The sequence below is a fragment of the Dyella lipolytica genome (genome assembly GCF_030160075.1).
Classification (GTDB): Bacteria; Pseudomonadota; Gammaproteobacteria; order Xanthomonadales; family Rhodanobacteraceae; genus Dyella_B; species Dyella_B lipolytica.
The window spans coordinates 276249-291793 of sequence record NZ_BSNQ01000003.1 but is presented as its reverse complement, the minus strand read 5'-3'; the positions used below and the strand labels follow the sequence as shown (position 1 = coordinate 291793).

The window sequence follows — 15545 nt, the reverse complement described above, 5'->3', positions numbered from 1 at the left end:
TGACCTTATTTCAGACCGTCGAGAATCTCATCGACCTTTTCGGTCGTGAGGCGCTCGTGGTAATGACCATTGACCGTCATCGCCGGCGCATAAACGCAGGCAGCGATGCACTCTTCTTCTTTCTTCAGATACACGCGGCCATCCGCAGTGCTCTCGCCCACCTTGATACCGAGCTTCTTCTCGCAGTGACGAAGGATATCTTCGCCGCCATTGAGCCAGCACGAGATGTTGGTGCAGACGGCGACGTTGTTGCGCCCGACGGGCTTGGTTTCCAGCATCGAATAGAAGCTGGACACTTCGTAGGCCCACACGGTCGGCACGTCGATGTACTTGGCGACAGCCGCGATCAGCTCATCGGTCAGGAAGCCATTGTTCTGCTCCTGCGCGGCGAACAGCGACTGGATCAGCGCGGAACGCTTGCGATCCGGCGGAAACTTGCCCAGCCAGTGATCGATGTGATGACGCGTGTGCTCGTTGAGCACGACGAGCGGATCGACGTTTTTGACCTGCTCGTAATTTCCGGTGACTTTCATGTGTTCGTTCCTCCGGGCTCAGCGATCGACTTCGCCGAACACGAGGTCATAGGTGCCGATCACAGCCACGGCATCGGCCAGCATGTGGCCGCGCACGAGAGCATCCATCGACGACAGGTGGGCAAAGCCCGGCGCGCGCAGGTGTACACGGAACGGCTTATTCGCGCCGTCGGAAACCAGGTAGCAACCGAACTCGCCCTTCGGGGCTTCAACCGCGGCGTAGGTTTCACCCGCCGGCACACCATAACCTTCGGTGAAAAGCTTGAAGTGATGAATCAGCGCTTCCATGTCTTCCTTCATGGCCTCGCGTTTGGGCGGCGCGACCTTGAAGTTTTCCACCATCACGGGGCCCGGGTTGGCTCGCAGCCAAGCCACGCACTGTTTGATGATGCGATTGGACTGGCGCATTTCTTCGACGCGCACCAGGTAACGGTCGTAGCAATCGCCATTGACGCCGACCGGTATGTCGAAATCCATATCGGCGTACTTCGCATACGGCTGCTTCTTGCGCAGATCCCAAGCGATACCGGAACCGCGAATCATCGCACCGGTCATGCCCCACTGCTGGGCAAGTTCGGGCGACACGACGCCGATGCCAACGGTACGCTGCTTCCAGATGCGGTTGTTGGTGAGTAGCTCTTCGTACTCATCCACCTTGGTCGGGAAGTCCGAAGTGAAAGCATCGAGGTAGTCGAGCATCGAGCCTTCGCGCCAACTGTTGAGGCGCTTAAGATCGCTGCCCTTGTGCCAGGGCGACTCGCGGTACTGCGACATCTTGCCGGGCAGATCGCGATACACGCCGCCGGGGCGATAGTAGGTGGCGTGCATACGTGCGCCGGACACGGCTTCGTAGCAGTCCATCAGCTCTTCGCGTTCGCGGAAGGCGTAGAGAAATACCGCCATCGCGCCAAGGTCGAGCGCGTTCGAGCCCACCCACATCAAGTGATTCAGGATGCGGGTGATCTCGTCGAACATCGTGCGGATGTATTGCGCACGCTCCGGCGCCTGAATTCCCAGCAGGGTCTCGATGGCGCGGACGTAAGCGTGCTCATTGCACATCATCGACACGTAGTCGAGACGATCCATATAGCCGATCGACTGATTGAACGGCTTGGATTCGGCCAGCTTTTCGGTGCCACGATGCAGCAGACCCACGTGCGGATCGGCGCGCACGACGGTTTCGCCGTCCATCTCCAGCACCAGGCGCAGCACGCCGTGCGCAGCGGGATGCTGCGGGCCGAAGTTCATCGTGTAATTGCGGATTTCTTGGACGCTCATGCTCAGTTCTCCCGCCAGTGGTCGGCGGCTTCGGCCTTGGCCTGGATCAGGTCGGCGTCGTCGCGGATCACGCGCGGGACCAACACGCGCGGTTCGATGGAAACGGGTTCATAGATCACACGCTTCTGCTCGGGGTCATAGCGCACTTCGACGTTGCCGATCAGCGGGAAGTCCTTGCGGAACGGATGACCGACGAAGCCATAGTCGGTAAGGATGCGGCGCAGATCCGGATGACCGTCATAAATGATGCCGAACAGATCGAACGATTCACGTTCGAACCAGTTCAGTCCCGGCCAGATATGCACCAGAGACGGCAGCACCGGCAGACTGTCGTCGTCGCAGAACACGCGCACACGCAGGCGCTGGTTGTGCTCAATCGACAACAAATGGAACACGGAAGCGAAACGACGTGGCTTCGAAACATCGCGCGGACGGTCGGCCCAGTTGAAACGACCTTGTGCTTCGCCTTCCACGCCACGCGAGAAACCAGTGCTGGTGACGTCGGTGGTATCCCACTCGGTCTGGCCGTAGCCGAGATAATCGACACCGCACAGGTCAACCGCTTCGGTGAAGCGAAAGCCGGGCTCGTCGCGCAACGCGGTCGCCACGGACAGCAAGTTACCGCCAGCGACTTCCGCCGTCGTCTGGCCGTGCGAGACGGTGATTTTCAGCAAATCGCCGAATCGCGCGGAAAGGCGCTCGACCAGCGAGTTCGTTTGCGTATCGCTCATGATGGAGCCTTCAGGAACGCGCGATGGTGCTGGTACGACGGATTTTCTTCTGTAACTGCAAAATGCCGTGGATCAACGCTTCGGCCGTGGGCGGGCAGCCCGGCACGTAGATGTCCACCGGCACGATGCGGTCGCAGCCGCGCACCACAGAATAGGAATAGTGGTAATAACCACCGCCGTTTGCGCAGCTGCCCATGGAGATCACCCATTTCGGGTCGGGCATCTGGTCGTAAACCTTGCGCAGCGCGGGCGCCATCTTGTTGACCAGCGTACCGGCCACGATCATCACGTCAGACTGGCGCGGGCTGGGACGGAACACCACGCCGTAGCGGTCCAGGTCCAGACGCGCGGCGCCGGCGTGCATCATCTCGACCGCGCAGCAAGCAAGACCAAAGGTCATCGGCCACATCGAACCGGTGCGCGCCCAGTTCATCAGCGCGTCGACGGTGGTCGTGACCGCACCGCGTTGGATGACAGGGTTGTCGCCGGCCGGACGCAAGATGTCGTCGACCACGTTCAACGGCTGCGGGTTGTGCATCACCCGATCAATGGCGGAGATCACTCCCATTCCAGCGCTCCCTTCTTCCACACGTAAGCGAAACCGATCACCAGCAACAGCAGGAACAGGCCCATTTCAATCAGCGCGACAATGCCGATCTGCTTGAACACCACCGCCCACGGAAAGAGGAAGGCGATTTCCAGATCGAAAATGATGAAGAGGATGGCAAGGAGGTAATAGCGCACGTCAAATTGCATGCGCGCATCCTCGAAAGCCTCGAAGCCGCACTCGTAGGGTGAGAGCTTGTCTGGTTCGGGTCGACGCGGACCGACCAGCAGGCCGAGTGTGATAAGGACGATGCCCATTCCGGCGGCAACCGCGATGAACAGGAGAACTGGCCAATATTCGGCAAGCACGGTTTAACTTACCTCCGCACCATGCAGGTGCATCAGTGACCGTTGGGGTAAACGGTCCGGAAGTTCGATTCAGCGGGCTGTCCAGCCCTGAATGCTGACATGCAGGATGCAGGTGCTCGACGATCCCCGGGGCGGGCCCGGGGATCGCGACATTGTATCAGCGCGCATGGGTGGGCCGACAAGCCTTGTGTGGCGCAACATGGACGTTTCTTGCAAGAACCAACAGGAAAATACAAAGCAAGGGCCGCTCCGTATGGTGCGTAGGCCCTTTCCTGCCTTGCATGCAAACAGCCGCTAGTGCGAATTACATCGTATGCGTGGCGCGCTCGGAACCAAGCGTGCCGGCAAGCAGGGCCTCGATACGGCTACGCGCCGCTTCGCCGTCGGCCGATTCATTGAACTGCACGCCGATACCGGCGGTACGGTTGCCTTGTGCGCCGATCGGGGTAATCCACACCACTTTGCCTGCCACCGAAAGACGCTCGCTTTCGTCGATCAGGCTGATCAGCAACACGACTTCGTCACCCAGCGCATAGCGCTGCGCGGTGGGCGCGAACAGGCCGCCATGCTTCAGGAATGGCATATATGCGTTATAGAGCGACGCCGTATCTTTGAACTTCAGCGAGATAATGCCCTGGCGGGCGGCGACCGGGTTCATGCCTGCTCCTGTCGTGCAACGCTGTCGGCGGATGGTGAGACTGCATCGTAACCAGCTGCCTCTTCTTGCGCAAAGCTATTGTTGCGAACTGCGAAAGCGGCCTCACAAGGCGTGCCAGCCCCAGTGATCGAAAATCCAGGGCGAAGGCCAGTCCAGGTAGAGCTTCACGAATACGGGAGCCGGGATGGATAAGCCCGGGGGCCACTGCCACCGGTACATCCCGTCCGGATCGCGAACGACGGGCGCCTCCGACCAGCGCCAATCCTGGACGCTGTCAGATGAGGCGACCAGTAGCCGCAACCAGCGCCGCAAAACAGACGGTGGTTGCCAGGGTAACCGTAGTGGATCGCTCGTCACGGTTTCGCTGTGCATATACCGTTCCGGACTAAGCGCGAAACGGCGCATGCGACCCCCGCTGAGCGTCATCTGTGTCTTGTGCTCGGCCAAGGCTTGCAGTTTACGTTGCTGCTGCCCAGGCGCGGCCTCGATCAGGATGGGGTAAGCCGATGGGTCAGTCACGCCGTGGACGGGATAAGCCAGCAGCATCGGCGAAGGCGTTACGCCGGTCAGCGCCAAACGGCATAACACGTGCGCCGCTCCGTGGTCCGGATGGCTGTCGCCGAGCGCTGGGCAGCAGACCAACGTCGGCTGGAACTCTTGCCATACCGTGCGCATCGCGGCGATTGCGCCGGGCACATCGTCGAGCAAGTGGTGGGTTATCTCCATATCCCGCCAGCCCAGGGCCTGCAGCGCAGAAGCGGGCACGCCGAGATGTGCCATCGCCCGCGTCACTTCGCTACGACGTCGCGCGCCCCAGCGCAGACGCGCTGTATCGTCGATGCGCAGACGACGTTCGATGTAACGCTGCGGCCATGGGTTGTTGTCGCCGTCCGTCAGCAAAAGTAGCCGGATCGCTCCCCCTGCGGCCAACACTTGCTGGATGAGCAACCCGCAACCTAGCGTTTCATCGTCCGGATGCGGCGCCACCACCAGCAGGCGGGTTTGCGTAGAAACGGACAATGGCTGCATCAGCGCCAACGCCCCAGTAACTCCAGCAGTAACAGATCGCCGCGCAGCGGACCTCGCAACGCTTCGCGCGCACGGTTCGCAGCGTCATACCACGCGCCGAGACCTTCGATGTCGAGCGCACTGGCAAGGGGACCTGTTTGTGTCGCGGCGCGGGCACGCATTTCGTCCGCCACGGCTTGCGCGGCAAACCACAATCGTTGATCGGGCGCGTTGTCGAGCCAGCGCCGTCCCATTTCCATCGCATCGCCACGCCCGGCGGCCAGCGCAGCAAGATCCTTGCGGACATCCTGCCGCTGCGCGAGTGCTCCCTCTTCGGCCCAGATGCGCGCAAGCCCTGGGTTGCCGCCGGCAGCAGCCAGGGCAGCGGGTGCCTCGCGCACGCCTACGTCTTGCAACCAGGCCAGCGATTCCGCCTGCGCAGGCAGTTGGAAATCGATGCGTTGGCAGCGACTGCGGATGGTGGCCGGCATGCGCCACGGCGCATCGGCTACCAAGATCAGCATGGTTTGCGAAGCGGGTTCTTCCAGTGTCTTGAGCAAGGCATTGGCCGCCGCCGCATTCATCGCATCGGCCGGATCGATGCTGGCGATCTGCCAGCCACCGAATTGGCTGGCCGTAGCTAGTCGCGCGGACAGTTCACGGATCTGGTCGACTACGATTTCCGAACGCTGCACACCGTCCTTGCGCAGACCGTAGCTCAACGCAACGTAGTCGGGATGCGTGCCAGCGTCGAACAACAAGCAGCTACGGCAGGTGCCGCAGGCATCACCTTCTTGGGGTCGCTGGCACAAAAGTCCGCGTACGAAGCGCCTCAAAAAATCACGCTTGCCTAGTCCACGCGGCCCGCACAGCAACAACGCGTGCGGTAAGGCATCGCGTTGGCGACGCGCTTGCAGACGCGTCCAGTGTTCGCTATGCCACGACGGAATACTCATGTATCGACCTCGAACAAATGTGCAACGGCGGCCACTGCCGCTTGCAGCACTTTATCCGGCGACTGGCTGGCGTCGATCACACGAAAACGCTCGGGTTCGGCCTCCGCTCGCTCGCGATAGGTTTGGCGAACACGCTCGAAGAATGCATCGGCTTCAGTCTCGATGCGATCCGCTGCGCCGCGACCAGCGGCACGTGCGCGTCCCGTCGACACCGACAAATCGAGCAGCAACGTCAGGTCCGGCTTCAGTCCCGCGCAGGCCCAGCGTTCCAGTTCTGCGATTCGCTCCTGCGGCTGTCCGCGCCCTCCTCCCTGGTAGGCATAACTCGCATCGACGTAACGATCGCATAGCACCCACTGCCCCGCATCCAGCGCGGGAAGCATGCGCTCACGCACCAGCTGCGCACGCGCCGCAAACATCAGCAGCAGTTCGCTTTCGGCGCTGATGTGAGGATGAGATGGATCGAGCACGATCGAGCGAATCGCCTCGCCCAGATCGGTGCCACCGGGCTCGCGCACCTGCAGCAGACGCACGCCACGCTGCAACAAATGATCGTGCAGCCCGGCCAACAAGGTGCTCTTGCCGGCGCCTTCGCCGCCTTCGAGCGTGATGAGACGTCCTCGCCGATTCATTGGCAATGCTTCAGTTGATAACAGGCAACGTTGCGGTTCTGCTCGTCTAGCGTATTGGCAAAGGCATGTGTGCCGTCGCCACGTGCCACGAAATAAAGCTCGTCGCCCGCTGCCGGATGCAGGGCCGCCTCGATGGCCGGCTTGCCTGGCATCGCGATCGGCGTCGGCGGCAAGCCCGGTCGTGTATAGGTGTTGTAAGGCGTGTCGGTGGTCAGATCGCTTTTGTGGATCGTGCCCGCGTAGCTGGACCCCATGCCGTAGATCACGGAGGGATCGGTCTGCAACAGCATTTTCTTTTGCAGGCGACGGATAAAGACGCCCGCAATGCGTGGTCTTTCATCGGCGCGACCCGTTTCCTTTTCGACGATGGAGGCAAGGATCAACGCGTCGTAGCGCGAGTTCAACGGCAGATCGGGCGCACGTTGTGTCCACAACGTCGCCAATGTCTTGCTCATGGCCGCATGCGCGCGACGCAGTATGTCCAGATCGCTGTCGCCCTTTACGTAGGCATAGGTTTCCGGCAGGAAATTTCCTTCGGGTTTTTCGCCGGGTGCGCCGATTTTCTGCATGATCGTCGCGTCATCGACACCGGCCGTGTCGTGCTTCAATTTGTCCGCCTTGGCCAAGGCCTGCAATACCTCGCGGAAGGTCCAGCCATCGACGATGGTGACGTCGCGCTGCAATACCTTGCCTTCTGCCATATTGGTCAACAGCTGCTGCGGCGTGATGCCGGGCTCGATCGCGTACTCGCCCGCGTGTAGCCGGCCCGACACATGCATCTGCTCGGCAAGCAGGCGCCAGTACAGCGGTGCAGCCGTGCTAAGACCTTGGCCGCGCAGCTGGTGCACGATGTCTTTGAAACTGGTGCCGCGCCCGATCTCAACACTCTCGCCCGTCTCACTGACGTGCAGCGGGGTGGTGCCGAACCGTGTGAAATCACGCCAGAACCAGGCGGCGGTACCGATGAATACCAGCAACAGGACTAACAACAGAAGGCGCCACGACGCGCGCCCGACGTTTGCACTGTTTCGTTTCATGCCTGCTCCGTCGGAAATCCGAGATCGCGCCAATGCCGCTGCATGGCGCGGGTCACCGGCCCGGGAGCGTACACGGTATCGCCCACGGCCAGAACCGGCAGGATGCCGCGAATGCTGGAACTGAGGAAGAGTTCGGAGGCGCGCAAGCACTCAGTGAGCGGCAGATCACGAATCTGGCAGGTAGGCAGCGCATCAAGCAGCACCGCACGAGCCACGCCGGCCACACCGCAGCGATCCACCGTCGAGGTCACCGGTACGCCGTCGATGACGGCAAACAGGTTGGCGGCGGTCGCCGAAACTGCGTTGCCGTGCTGATCGCACACCAGCCCTTCCCCGATGGAAGGATCGCTCCACTCGGCGCGCGCCAACACCTGCTCCAACCGGTTCAGATGCTTGATGCCGGCCAGCAGCGGTTGATCAGCGAGCGCCGTCTGGCATAGATGCATGCGAATGCCGTTTTTGTAGACCAGCGCAGGTACTGCAGGCATGGCGAACGCTGCAACGACACGTGTCGCGGAGCTCAAAACTGGTGGCGCATAGCCTCGCTCACCAACACCGCGAGTCACCGTAATACGCACTACGGATTGTTCGAGCCCCATGCTGACCAACAGCGCTTCTTGCCACAGCTGCTGCGGATCGGGCGCGGGTATCTTCAAGCGTGCGCAACCGGCAAGCAGGCGTTGCGTATGCCTGGACCACAGCGGCGCCTTGTCACCGACGAAACGTATCGTTTCAAACAGCCCATCGCCGTAGCTCAACCCACGATCAAGCGCAGACACGCTATCTCGCGGCTGGCCGTTGACCAGCATCATCAGCCGTCGACTCCTAGCGCCCGCAGCATGCCGCGGGCCTTGGCGCGTGTTTCGTCCAGTTCCTTCTCCGCGACGGAATCGGCCACGATGCCGGCGCCGGCGCGCAGGCTTACTTCGTTGTCGCTCAAGGTCAACGTGCGAATCAGGATATTCAAGTCGAGGTCGCCATTGCGGTCGAGGTAACCCAGCGCACCGGTATAAGCACCACGTGGTGCGTCTTCCAGCGCTGCGATGATCTCCATGCAACGCACTTTGGGGCAACCCGTGATCGTGCCACCCGGGAAGGTTGCGGCGATGACCTGCCCTGGGGTCACGCCATCGCGCAAACGGCCTCGCACGTTTGAGACGATGTGGTGCACGTGTGCGTAGCTTTCCACCACCATCAATTCGTTGACCTCGACCGTGCCTGGCCGGCAGACGCGGCCGAGATCGTTGCGTTCGAGATCGATCAACATCACGTGCTCGGCGCGTTCCTTCGGATGGGCGCTGAGTTCGCGGATACGTGCCAGATCGTCATCGCCGGCCACGCGGGGCCGCGTGCCTGCAATCGGCCGGGTTTGCGCCATACCACGCCGCACCTCGACCAGACGTTCGGGCGAAGAACTGACGATCGCCCAATGCTTTTGTTGCAGTAGACCGGCGAACGGCGCCGGATTGGCTTGACGTAACGCGGCATAAAGACTGGCTGCCGAAGGTGCCTCGGCAAAACGCGCGCGCCAGGCACGCGAAAGATTTGCCTGAAACACGTCACCGGCGTGCAAATGTTCGTGGATGCGCTCTACGCCATCGAGAAACAGTGATGGCGCGTCTTCCTCGATAGCTTCGGGCGTCGCAAGCGGCCGAATGACTGGTACCGCATCGAGATCGGCTTCCATCGCATCGAGCAAGTCGGCCTGCCCTGCCTCGGCCACGAGCATGGTCCGTTCACGCAAATGATCGACGATGATCGCCGCCGGGCAACGGACAGCCATCGCTACCGGTAACTGTTCCGACGGACGCAAGTGCAGCGTCGGTTCGATTTCCGCTGCGAGTTCGTATGCGAGCAACAGCACCCAGCCGCCATGGAACGGCAATCCATCGTCGGCACCGTGCGGCAAGCGTTCTGCGCGCCACGCAGCATCAAGTGCATCAAGAAAACGGCCAGGGTGTGTTTGCCCTTCGGCATCGTGCACACGGCCGTTGGAGGTCAAGCTAAGCGTTGCGCGTGGGAACGCAAACAGAATGTCGTAGCGCGCATGCGCGCTTCCTCGCGTCACGCTCTCGAGTAGCGCTGGATAGCGCTCCGGAAACGCAGCGGCCGGCGCGAGCAGATCGCGCCGGCCGGCGAGCGTACGAGTCACACAAGTCACTAGATGCGACGGAAGGCGAGCGTGCCGTTGGTACCGCCGAAGCCGAACGAGTTGGAAATGACGACCTCGATTTTCGCGTCGCGCGCCGTATGAGGCACGAAATCGAGATCGCAGCCTTCGCCGGGCTCGTCGAGGTTGATCGTCGGCGGCAGCACCTGATCGCGCATGGCGAGAATGCTGAAGATCGCTTCCACGCCGCCAGCGGCACCCAGCAGGTGACCGGTGGTCGACTTGGTCGAACTCATCGCCAACTTGTAGGCGTGATCGCCGAACACGCGTTTGGCCGCCAGCACTTCGCCGAGGTCACCCAACGGCGTCGACGTGCCGTGTGCATTGATGTATTGCACGTCGGTCGGATTGATACCGGCGTCGCGCAGTGTGGCATCCATGCAACGCGCAGCACCTTCGCCGCCTTCGCTGGGCGCGGTGATGTGGTACGCATCGCCGCTCATGCCGAAGCCGACCAGCTCGGCATAAATGCGCGCGCCACGAGCCTTGGCTTGTTCGTATTCCTCAAGCACGAGCACGCCGGCACCGTCGGACAACACGAAACCGTCGCGGTCCTTGTCCCACGGACGACTTGCCTTGTGCGGCTCGTCGTTGCGGGTGGACATGGCCTTGGCCGAGCAGAAGCCCGCCATCGCCGTACCCGTGGTCGAGAATTCGGCACCGCCGGCGATCATTACATCCGCATCACCGTACTGGATCATGCGTGCGGCCAGGCCGATGTTGTGAGTAGCCGTGGTGCATGCGGTCACGCAGGCGATGTTCGGGCCCTTCAGGCCGAACATGATCGACAGATGACCCGACACCATGTTGATGATCGAGCTGGGCACGAAGAACGGGGAGACGCGGCGCGGCCCCTTTTCGTGCAGTTCGATGGCGGTGTCTTCGATGGTGTTGAGGCCGCCGATGCCGGCACCCACCGCCACGCCGATGCGCGGCGCGTTGGCCTCGGTCACTTCCAGACCGGAATCGCGCAGGGCCTGCGTGCCCGCAGCAATGCCGTAATGGATGAAAGGATCCATCTTTTTGACGTCTTTGGGCGGCATCCACTGCAGCGGATCAAAGTCGCGCACCTGACCCGCGATGCGGGTGGCATACGTGGTGGCGTCAAAATGTGTCACCGAACCAATACCGCTGACACCCTTGAGGATGTTGTCCCAGGCAGTGGCGATATCGTTGCCGACCGGCGAGATGATGCCCATGCCGGTCACTACCACACGTCGTTTGCTCATGGATCAAAGTTCCTTGCTGTTTCGGGAAGGATCCGCCGTCAGGCATCACCCCCCACAAATCGCGATGCGCGCCGACCTGCACACCATACGGGATCGGACGTTGCAAATTGCAGAAACGAAAACTGCGCCTTGATGGCGCAGCTTCCGGTATCGCTAGTGGTACATGGGACGCACTGTGCGTCGCCCGCCACAACGAATCATTCCTTGGTGTGGGCCCGAATGTAATCGACGGCCTGCTGCACGGTGGTGATCTTTTCGGCGTCCTCGTCAGGAATTTCGGTTTCGAATTCCTCTTCTAGCGCCATCACCAGTTCGACCGTGTCCAGCGAATCCGCGCCCAGATCGTCCACGAACGAAGCGTTCGCCGTGACCTCATCTTCCTTCACGCCCAGCTGCTCGACGACGATTTTTTTGACGCGTTCTTCGATGGTGCTCATGTTGCCTTTACCTCCCAAGGGGAAATTGTCTATCTATGCCGGATTTTTCGCCGACAAAGTCTGCGGCATTGTAGTGGCTAAGCCGTGAAGCCGCCAATTATATGCCAGGGATACAAGCCGCCACAGTGCCAGTGCCGGCGCGAAAGCGCCGATTGTCGCCCAAAACGGGCGCCGTGACGACTTTTTTCATATCGGCTGACTCGAAGGTCAGCAAAATTCAAACGGTGTGAAGAAACTTATCGTCTCTTCCACCCGAGGTTTACGCCGGCCGCCCCCCTCTCAAGGCATGTACATGCCGCCGTTCACATGCAAGGTTTCACCCGTGATGTAGCCGGCCGCTGGCGATGCAAGGAAGCCCACCGCCTTGGCAATATCGGTGGAGTCGCCCAGGCGGCCTAGCGCGATCTGGCCCAACAAGGCCTGCTTTGATTCTTCGGGAAGGCCGCGGGTCATATCGGTATCGATGAAACCGGGTGCCACCACATTGACGGTGATCCCACGCGAACCAATCTCACGCGCCAGCGATTTGGAAAACGCGATGATGCCGGCCTTCGCCGCCGCGTAGTTGGATTGCCCCGGATTGCCGGTAAGCCCGATCACCGAGGCAATCGAGATGATGCGTCCCTTGCGCGCCTTCATCATGCCGCGCATCACCGCCTTGGAGGTGCGATAGACCGAGGTGAGATTGGTATCGAGAATGGCCTGCCAGTCTTCGTCGCGCATGCGCATCAGCAACTGATCGCGGGTAATGCCCGCGTTATTGACCAGGATCGAGACGCTGCCGAACTGCTTGGCAATGCTGTCGATCAATGCATCGACCGCTGCGCCATCGGTGACGTTGAGTACACGCCCATGACCACCTTTTGCAGCAAGCCGCTCACCGATCGCCGCGGCACCCGCTTCACTGGTTGCCGTGCCGATCACGATGGCACCCATCGCAGCGAGTTCGTCGGCAATCGCCGCACCGATACCGCGGCTGGCGCCGGTGACCAATGCGATTTCACCTTGCAGTGTGCTCATTCTTCGATTTCCTTCAATGAAGCGAGATTCGGGTGACCCAAACGACCCTCAGACCCATTCGCTACGCGCAACATCGAGATCAGCCGGCGTGCCGATCGCGCGCGCTTCAACACTTTTGTCGATGCGTTTGATCAGACCCGCCAGCACTTTGCCCGGACCGCATTCGGCGATGCGCGTGGCGCCACCGGCGACCAGTGCTTGAACGCATTCCGTCCAACGCACCGGCAGATATAGCTGGCGCTGCAGCGCGCCGCGGATATCGTCCAGCGACGCGTAACTGCGTGCCTCGGCATTCTGTACCACTGGGATGGTCGGCAGTTGCCACGCTATCGACGTCATGCGCTCGCCGAGCTTGTCGGCCGCCTCGCGCATCAGCGCACTATGCGACGGCACGGAGACGGCTAATTTCACCGCCTTCTTCACGCCCAACTCGGCGAGCCGGGCCAGCGCCCTGTCGACTGCCTCAGCATGGCCGGCAATCACCAACTGCCCGGGCGAATTGAAGTTGGCGGGAGCAACTATCTGTCCGTTCGCAACTTCCGCACACACAGCCGCAATTTGCTGATCGTCACCGCCGAGAATAGCCGCCATCGCGCCCACACCAGCAGGCACGGCAGCCTGCATCAGGCGACCGCGCTCGGCTACCAAAGCTGCTGCGTCATGCAGCGATAACGCACCAGCACAAACAAGGGCGCTGTACTCGCCCAGGCTATGTCCGGAAAGTTGCGCTGGTTGCGCACCGCCCAGCTTTTGCCACAGACGCCAAACCGCGACGCTGGCCGCCAACAATGCGGGCTGGGTGTTTTCGGTGCGATTGAGCTGGTCTTCCGGCCCCTGCTGACTCAATGCCCACAGGTCGATGCCCGCGCCTTGCGACGCTTCGTCGAAGGTGGCCTTTACGTCGCCATGCGCAGCAGCCAGATCGGCAAGCATGCCGACCGATTGCGAACCCTGGCCAGGAAAAACAAAGGCGAGCGATGCGGACGATTGGGTCATGAACAGGCGCAGTCCATCGGGTAAAAGCGAAATGGTGCCATCAATACGCGACGTACGCAGCCGTATTCGTCTATCGAAAGAAATACGTACCGGCAGACCTTGCGCTGAATCAGTAACGGAGCAGCGCGGAAGCCCAGGTAAAGCCGCCACCGAACGCTTCGAGCAACAGGTTCTGACCACGCTTGACCTTGCCCGAACGTACCGCACTATCCAGTGCCAGCGGCACCGAGCCGGACGAGGTGTTGGCGTGCTTGTCGACGGTGACGATCACCTGGTCCATCGGCATGTTCAGACGCTTGGCCGTGGCTTCGATGATGCGCAGGTTGGCTTGATGCGGAATCAGCCAATCCAATTGCGATGCGTCCATGCCAGCCGCTTTGAGCGTTTCCTCGACCAGCGAGTCGAGTGTCTTCACCGCCACCTTGAATACTTCGCGACCGGACATGCGAATGCGCACGCCGTGATTGGGCTCGTCTTTGAAACCGACAGAAACGCCAACCGGGTTGTAAAGCAGTTCTTTGTGACCACCATCGGCATGCAGGCAGGTGGCGTAGATACCCGGCTCATCGGAAGCTTCCAGCACCACGGCGCCAGCGCCGTCACCGAACAGCACGCAGGTCTCGCGCTCGGTCCAGTCGATCATGCGGGTAAGCGTTTCTGCGCCGATCACCAGCACTTTCTTGGACTGACCGCTGCGAATGAACTTGTCGGCCACGCCTAATGCATAGACAAAGCCCGAACACGCAGCGTTGACGTCGAACGCGGCACAACCGTTGGCGCCCAGCCGGTGCTGCACCAGACAGGCGGTCGACGGAAAAATGATATCCGGCGTGGTAGTGCCCAGGATGATCAGGTCCAGCTCGGAGGCTTTGACGCCAGCCGCATCCAGTGCACGCTGCGCGGCCAATGTCGCCAGGTCGCCAGTGGTCTCCCCCTCGGCCGCTACATGGCGCTGACGGATGCCGGTGCGCGAATGAATCCACTCGTCGCTGGTATCGACGAATTTTTCGAGATCGGCGTTGGTCAGGACACGCTCCGGCAGCGCGCTGCCGGTGGCCATGATGCGGGAGTAGATCTGTGCCATTGAATATCCATCAGCAAGCGAAGGGTGCTGCACGCCATCCGCCTTGCGGGTGACCAACACACCAGAACCGCAACGTTACGTTGCCGGACGCCGGAACGCAAAGCGGCGCGTCACCGCGCCGCCATACGAAACCGAATCCCAGAACCTTAAAGGCTCAGCGGGACGGCTCAGTCTTCTTCGACCACCGCGACGTTGGTCTGGATCACTTTCTTGCCACGGTAGTAACCGTCGGCCGTCACGTGATGACGACGATGCACTTCGCCGCTGGTCGGATCGGTGGCCAGCTGCACGGTGCTCAGCTTGTCGTGCGAACGACGCATGCCGCGGGTGGACGGGGTTTTGCGGCTCTTGGCAACAGCCATGATGGTTCTCCAGCTGAATCAGTTTTTCTTGAGTTCGCGCAACACGGCGAACGGGTTATCGGGGCGCCTCTCGGTGGGAGTTTCCTCCTCCGGCGGGCGTGTTACTTCTTCGGGCAGCTCACCGTCCGGATTGACCGGCACCAGCGGCAGCGCTAACAGCAATTCGTCCTCGATCACATCGATCGGGTTCAGTTTGTCGTCCTCGGCGACCAGAAGTGGCTCGCACCCGGCCGGTAGCGCGGATTCCTCACGCTCGGAACGGATCATGCCCAACCGGCTGTCCACCGTTACCGGCATGACGAACGGCTCGAGCGTGCGCTGGCAGACCAGCCATAAAGGCGCCTGAACACGAACGTCGACATAGGCCGTACCGTACTCGTCCCGACCGAAATCGAGCTCGTACTGGACCACACCTGCATCATCCGCCAGCACTTCGCAGAGGCGACGCATTGCGGCGATGGGCAGTGACCCCTGGAACGAACGCCGCGCTGAAACCATG

Annotated in this window: 19 protein-coding genes; all 19 read right to left on the bottom strand. The window is 61.3% G+C overall.

The window, feature by feature from the left end; genetic code table 11:
* Positions 1–5: 5 nt before the first annotated feature.
* On the bottom strand, positions 6–533 hold the full coding sequence (gene nuoE, locus QQL64_RS02910) for an NADH-quinone oxidoreductase subunit NuoE (RefSeq protein WP_284395784.1): 528 nt from the start codon (positions 531–533) through the stop codon (positions 6–8).
* A gap of 18 nt (positions 534–551) precedes the next feature.
* Positions 552–1811 (bottom strand): NADH-quinone oxidoreductase subunit D, encoded by a 1260-nt coding sequence (locus tag QQL64_RS02905; RefSeq protein WP_284395782.1) that lies wholly within the window; start codon positions 1809–1811, stop codon positions 552–554.
* Between the two features lie 2 nt (positions 1812–1813).
* Complete coding sequence (locus QQL64_RS02900) at positions 1814–2542, bottom strand: NADH-quinone oxidoreductase subunit C (RefSeq protein WP_284395780.1); 729 nt, start codon at positions 2540–2542, stop codon at positions 1814–1816.
* 10 nt (positions 2543–2552) lie between these two features.
* The gene (locus tag QQL64_RS02895; RefSeq protein WP_115476777.1) at positions 2553–3110 is read right to left on the bottom strand and encodes a NuoB/complex I 20 kDa subunit family protein; all 558 of its coding nucleotides are present in this window, start codon (positions 3108–3110) and stop codon (positions 2553–2555) included.
* Positions 3101–3457 carry an NADH-quinone oxidoreductase subunit A gene (locus tag QQL64_RS02890; protein ID WP_284395779.1) on the bottom strand — a complete coding sequence of 119 codons (357 nt, stop codon included), beginning with the start codon at positions 3455–3457 and terminating at the stop codon, positions 3101–3103. The genes QQL64_RS02895 and QQL64_RS02890 overlap by 10 nt, the downstream gene beginning before the upstream one ends.
* A gap of 304 nt (positions 3458–3761) precedes the next feature.
* Complete coding sequence (locus tag QQL64_RS02885) at positions 3762–4115, bottom strand: PilZ domain-containing protein (RefSeq protein ID WP_284395778.1); 354 nt, start codon at positions 4113–4115, stop codon at positions 3762–3764.
* A gap of 102 nt (positions 4116–4217) precedes the next feature.
* Positions 4218–5144 (bottom strand): PIG-L deacetylase family protein, encoded by a 927-nt coding sequence (locus QQL64_RS02880; RefSeq protein ID WP_284395776.1) that lies wholly within the window; start codon positions 5142–5144, stop codon positions 4218–4220.
* A complete protein-coding gene (gene holB, locus QQL64_RS02875; protein WP_284395774.1) occupies positions 5144–6079 on the bottom strand; it encodes a DNA polymerase III subunit delta' in 936 nt (311 codons plus the stop codon). Before holB ends, QQL64_RS02880 begins: the two co-directional genes overlap by 1 nt.
* Positions 6076–6711 (bottom strand): dTMP kinase, encoded by a 636-nt coding sequence (gene tmk, locus QQL64_RS02870; RefSeq protein ID WP_284395773.1) that lies wholly within the window; start codon positions 6709–6711, stop codon positions 6076–6078. The genes holB and tmk overlap by 4 nt, the downstream gene beginning before the upstream one ends.
* On the bottom strand, positions 6708–7748 hold the full coding sequence (mltG, locus tag QQL64_RS02865) for an endolytic transglycosylase MltG (protein WP_284395771.1): 1041 nt from the start codon (positions 7746–7748) through the stop codon (positions 6708–6710). Before mltG ends, tmk begins: the two co-directional genes overlap by 4 nt.
* On the bottom strand, positions 7745–8560 hold the full coding sequence (pabC, locus tag QQL64_RS02860; RefSeq protein WP_284395770.1) for an aminodeoxychorismate lyase: 816 nt from the start codon (positions 8558–8560) through the stop codon (positions 7745–7747). The genes mltG and pabC overlap by 4 nt, the downstream gene beginning before the upstream one ends.
* Complete coding sequence (locus tag QQL64_RS02855) at positions 8560–9909, bottom strand: aminodeoxychorismate synthase component I (protein ID WP_284395768.1); 1350 nt, start codon at positions 9907–9909, stop codon at positions 8560–8562. The genes pabC and QQL64_RS02855 overlap by 1 nt, the downstream gene beginning before the upstream one ends.
* Positions 9909–11147, bottom strand: a complete 1239-nt coding sequence (gene fabF / locus QQL64_RS02850; protein WP_284395765.1) for a beta-ketoacyl-ACP synthase II — start codon at positions 11145–11147, stop codon at positions 9909–9911. The genes QQL64_RS02855 and fabF overlap by 1 nt, the downstream gene beginning before the upstream one ends.
* 197 nt (positions 11148–11344) lie before the next feature.
* Complete coding sequence (gene acpP / locus QQL64_RS02845; RefSeq protein WP_115476787.1) at positions 11345–11584, bottom strand: acyl carrier protein; 240 nt, start codon at positions 11582–11584, stop codon at positions 11345–11347.
* A 279-nt stretch (positions 11585–11863) separates the two neighbouring features.
* On the bottom strand, positions 11864–12604 hold the full coding sequence (gene fabG, locus QQL64_RS02840) for a 3-oxoacyl-ACP reductase FabG (RefSeq protein WP_284395763.1): 741 nt from the start codon (positions 12602–12604) through the stop codon (positions 11864–11866).
* 48 nt (positions 12605–12652) lie between these two features.
* Positions 12653–13600 carry an ACP S-malonyltransferase gene (gene fabD, locus QQL64_RS02835; RefSeq protein ID WP_284395761.1) on the bottom strand — a complete coding sequence of 316 codons (948 nt, stop codon included), beginning with the start codon at positions 13598–13600 and terminating at the stop codon, positions 12653–12655.
* 109 nt (positions 13601–13709) lie between these two features.
* Positions 13710–14684 (bottom strand): beta-ketoacyl-ACP synthase III, encoded by a 975-nt coding sequence (locus QQL64_RS02830; protein WP_284395758.1) that lies wholly within the window; start codon positions 14682–14684, stop codon positions 13710–13712.
* A gap of 167 nt (positions 14685–14851) precedes the next feature.
* Complete coding sequence (gene rpmF, locus QQL64_RS02825) at positions 14852–15046, bottom strand: 50S ribosomal protein L32 (protein ID WP_284395755.1); 195 nt, start codon at positions 15044–15046, stop codon at positions 14852–14854.
* An 18-nt stretch (positions 15047–15064) separates the two neighbouring features.
* The gene (locus QQL64_RS02820; RefSeq protein WP_404601090.1) at positions 15065–15544 is read right to left on the bottom strand and encodes a YceD family protein; all 480 of its coding nucleotides are present in this window, start codon (positions 15542–15544) and stop codon (positions 15065–15067) included.
* Position 15545: the final 1 nt, after the last annotated feature.

What these genes read in the sequence shown, in the direction of transcription:
- nuoE (WP_284395784.1), bottom strand. Translation starts at nt 533, where the DNA reads ATGAAAGTCACCGGAAATTACGAGCAGGTCAAAAACGTCGATCCGCTC.
- QQL64_RS02905 (WP_284395782.1), bottom strand. Translation starts at nt 1,811, where the DNA reads ATGAGCGTCCAAGAAATCCGCAATTACACGATGAACTTCGGCCCGCAG.
- QQL64_RS02900 (WP_284395780.1), bottom strand. Translation starts at nt 2,542, where the DNA reads ATGAGCGATACGCAAACGAACTCGCTGGTCGAGCGCCTTTCCGCGCGA.
- QQL64_RS02895 (WP_115476777.1), bottom strand. Translation starts at nt 3,110, where the DNA reads ATGGGAGTGATCTCCGCCATTGATCGGGTGATGCACAACCCGCAGCCG.
- QQL64_RS02885 (WP_284395778.1), bottom strand. Translation starts at nt 4,115, where the DNA reads ATGAACCCGGTCGCCGCCCGCCAGGGCATTATCTCGCTGAAGTTCAAA.
- QQL64_RS02880 (WP_284395776.1), bottom strand. Translation starts at nt 5,144, where the DNA reads ATGCAGCCATTGTCCGTTTCTACGCAAACCCGCCTGCTGGTGGTGGCG.
- holB (WP_284395774.1), bottom strand. Translation starts at nt 6,079, where the DNA reads ATGAGTATTCCGTCGTGGCATAGCGAACACTGGACGCGTCTGCAAGCG.
- tmk (WP_284395773.1), bottom strand. Translation starts at nt 6,711, where the DNA reads ATGAATCGGCGAGGACGTCTCATCACGCTCGAAGGCGGCGAAGGCGCC.
- mltG (WP_284395771.1), bottom strand. Translation starts at nt 7,748, where the DNA reads ATGAAACGAAACAGTGCAAACGTCGGGCGCGCGTCGTGGCGCCTTCTG.
- pabC (WP_284395770.1), bottom strand. Translation starts at nt 8,560, where the DNA reads ATGATGCTGGTCAACGGCCAGCCGCGAGATAGCGTGTCTGCGCTTGAT.
- fabF (WP_284395765.1), bottom strand. Translation starts at nt 11,147, where the DNA reads ATGAGCAAACGACGTGTGGTAGTGACCGGCATGGGCATCATCTCGCCG.
- acpP (WP_115476787.1), bottom strand. Translation starts at nt 11,584, where the DNA reads ATGAGCACCATCGAAGAACGCGTCAAAAAAATCGTCGTCGAGCAGCTG.
- fabG (WP_284395763.1), bottom strand. Translation starts at nt 12,604, where the DNA reads ATGAGCACACTGCAAGGTGAAATCGCATTGGTCACCGGCGCCAGCCGC.
- fabD (WP_284395761.1), bottom strand. Translation starts at nt 13,600, where the DNA reads ATGACCCAATCGTCCGCATCGCTCGCCTTTGTTTTTCCTGGCCAGGGT.
- QQL64_RS02830 (WP_284395758.1), bottom strand. Translation starts at nt 14,684, where the DNA reads ATGGCACAGATCTACTCCCGCATCATGGCCACCGGCAGCGCGCTGCCG.
- rpmF (WP_284395755.1), bottom strand. Translation starts at nt 15,046, where the DNA reads ATGGCTGTTGCCAAGAGCCGCAAAACCCCGTCCACCCGCGGCATGCGT.
- QQL64_RS02820 (WP_404601090.1), bottom strand. Translation starts at nt 15,544, where the DNA reads ATGGTTTCAGCGCGGCGTTCGTTCCAGGGGTCACTGCCCATCGCCGCA.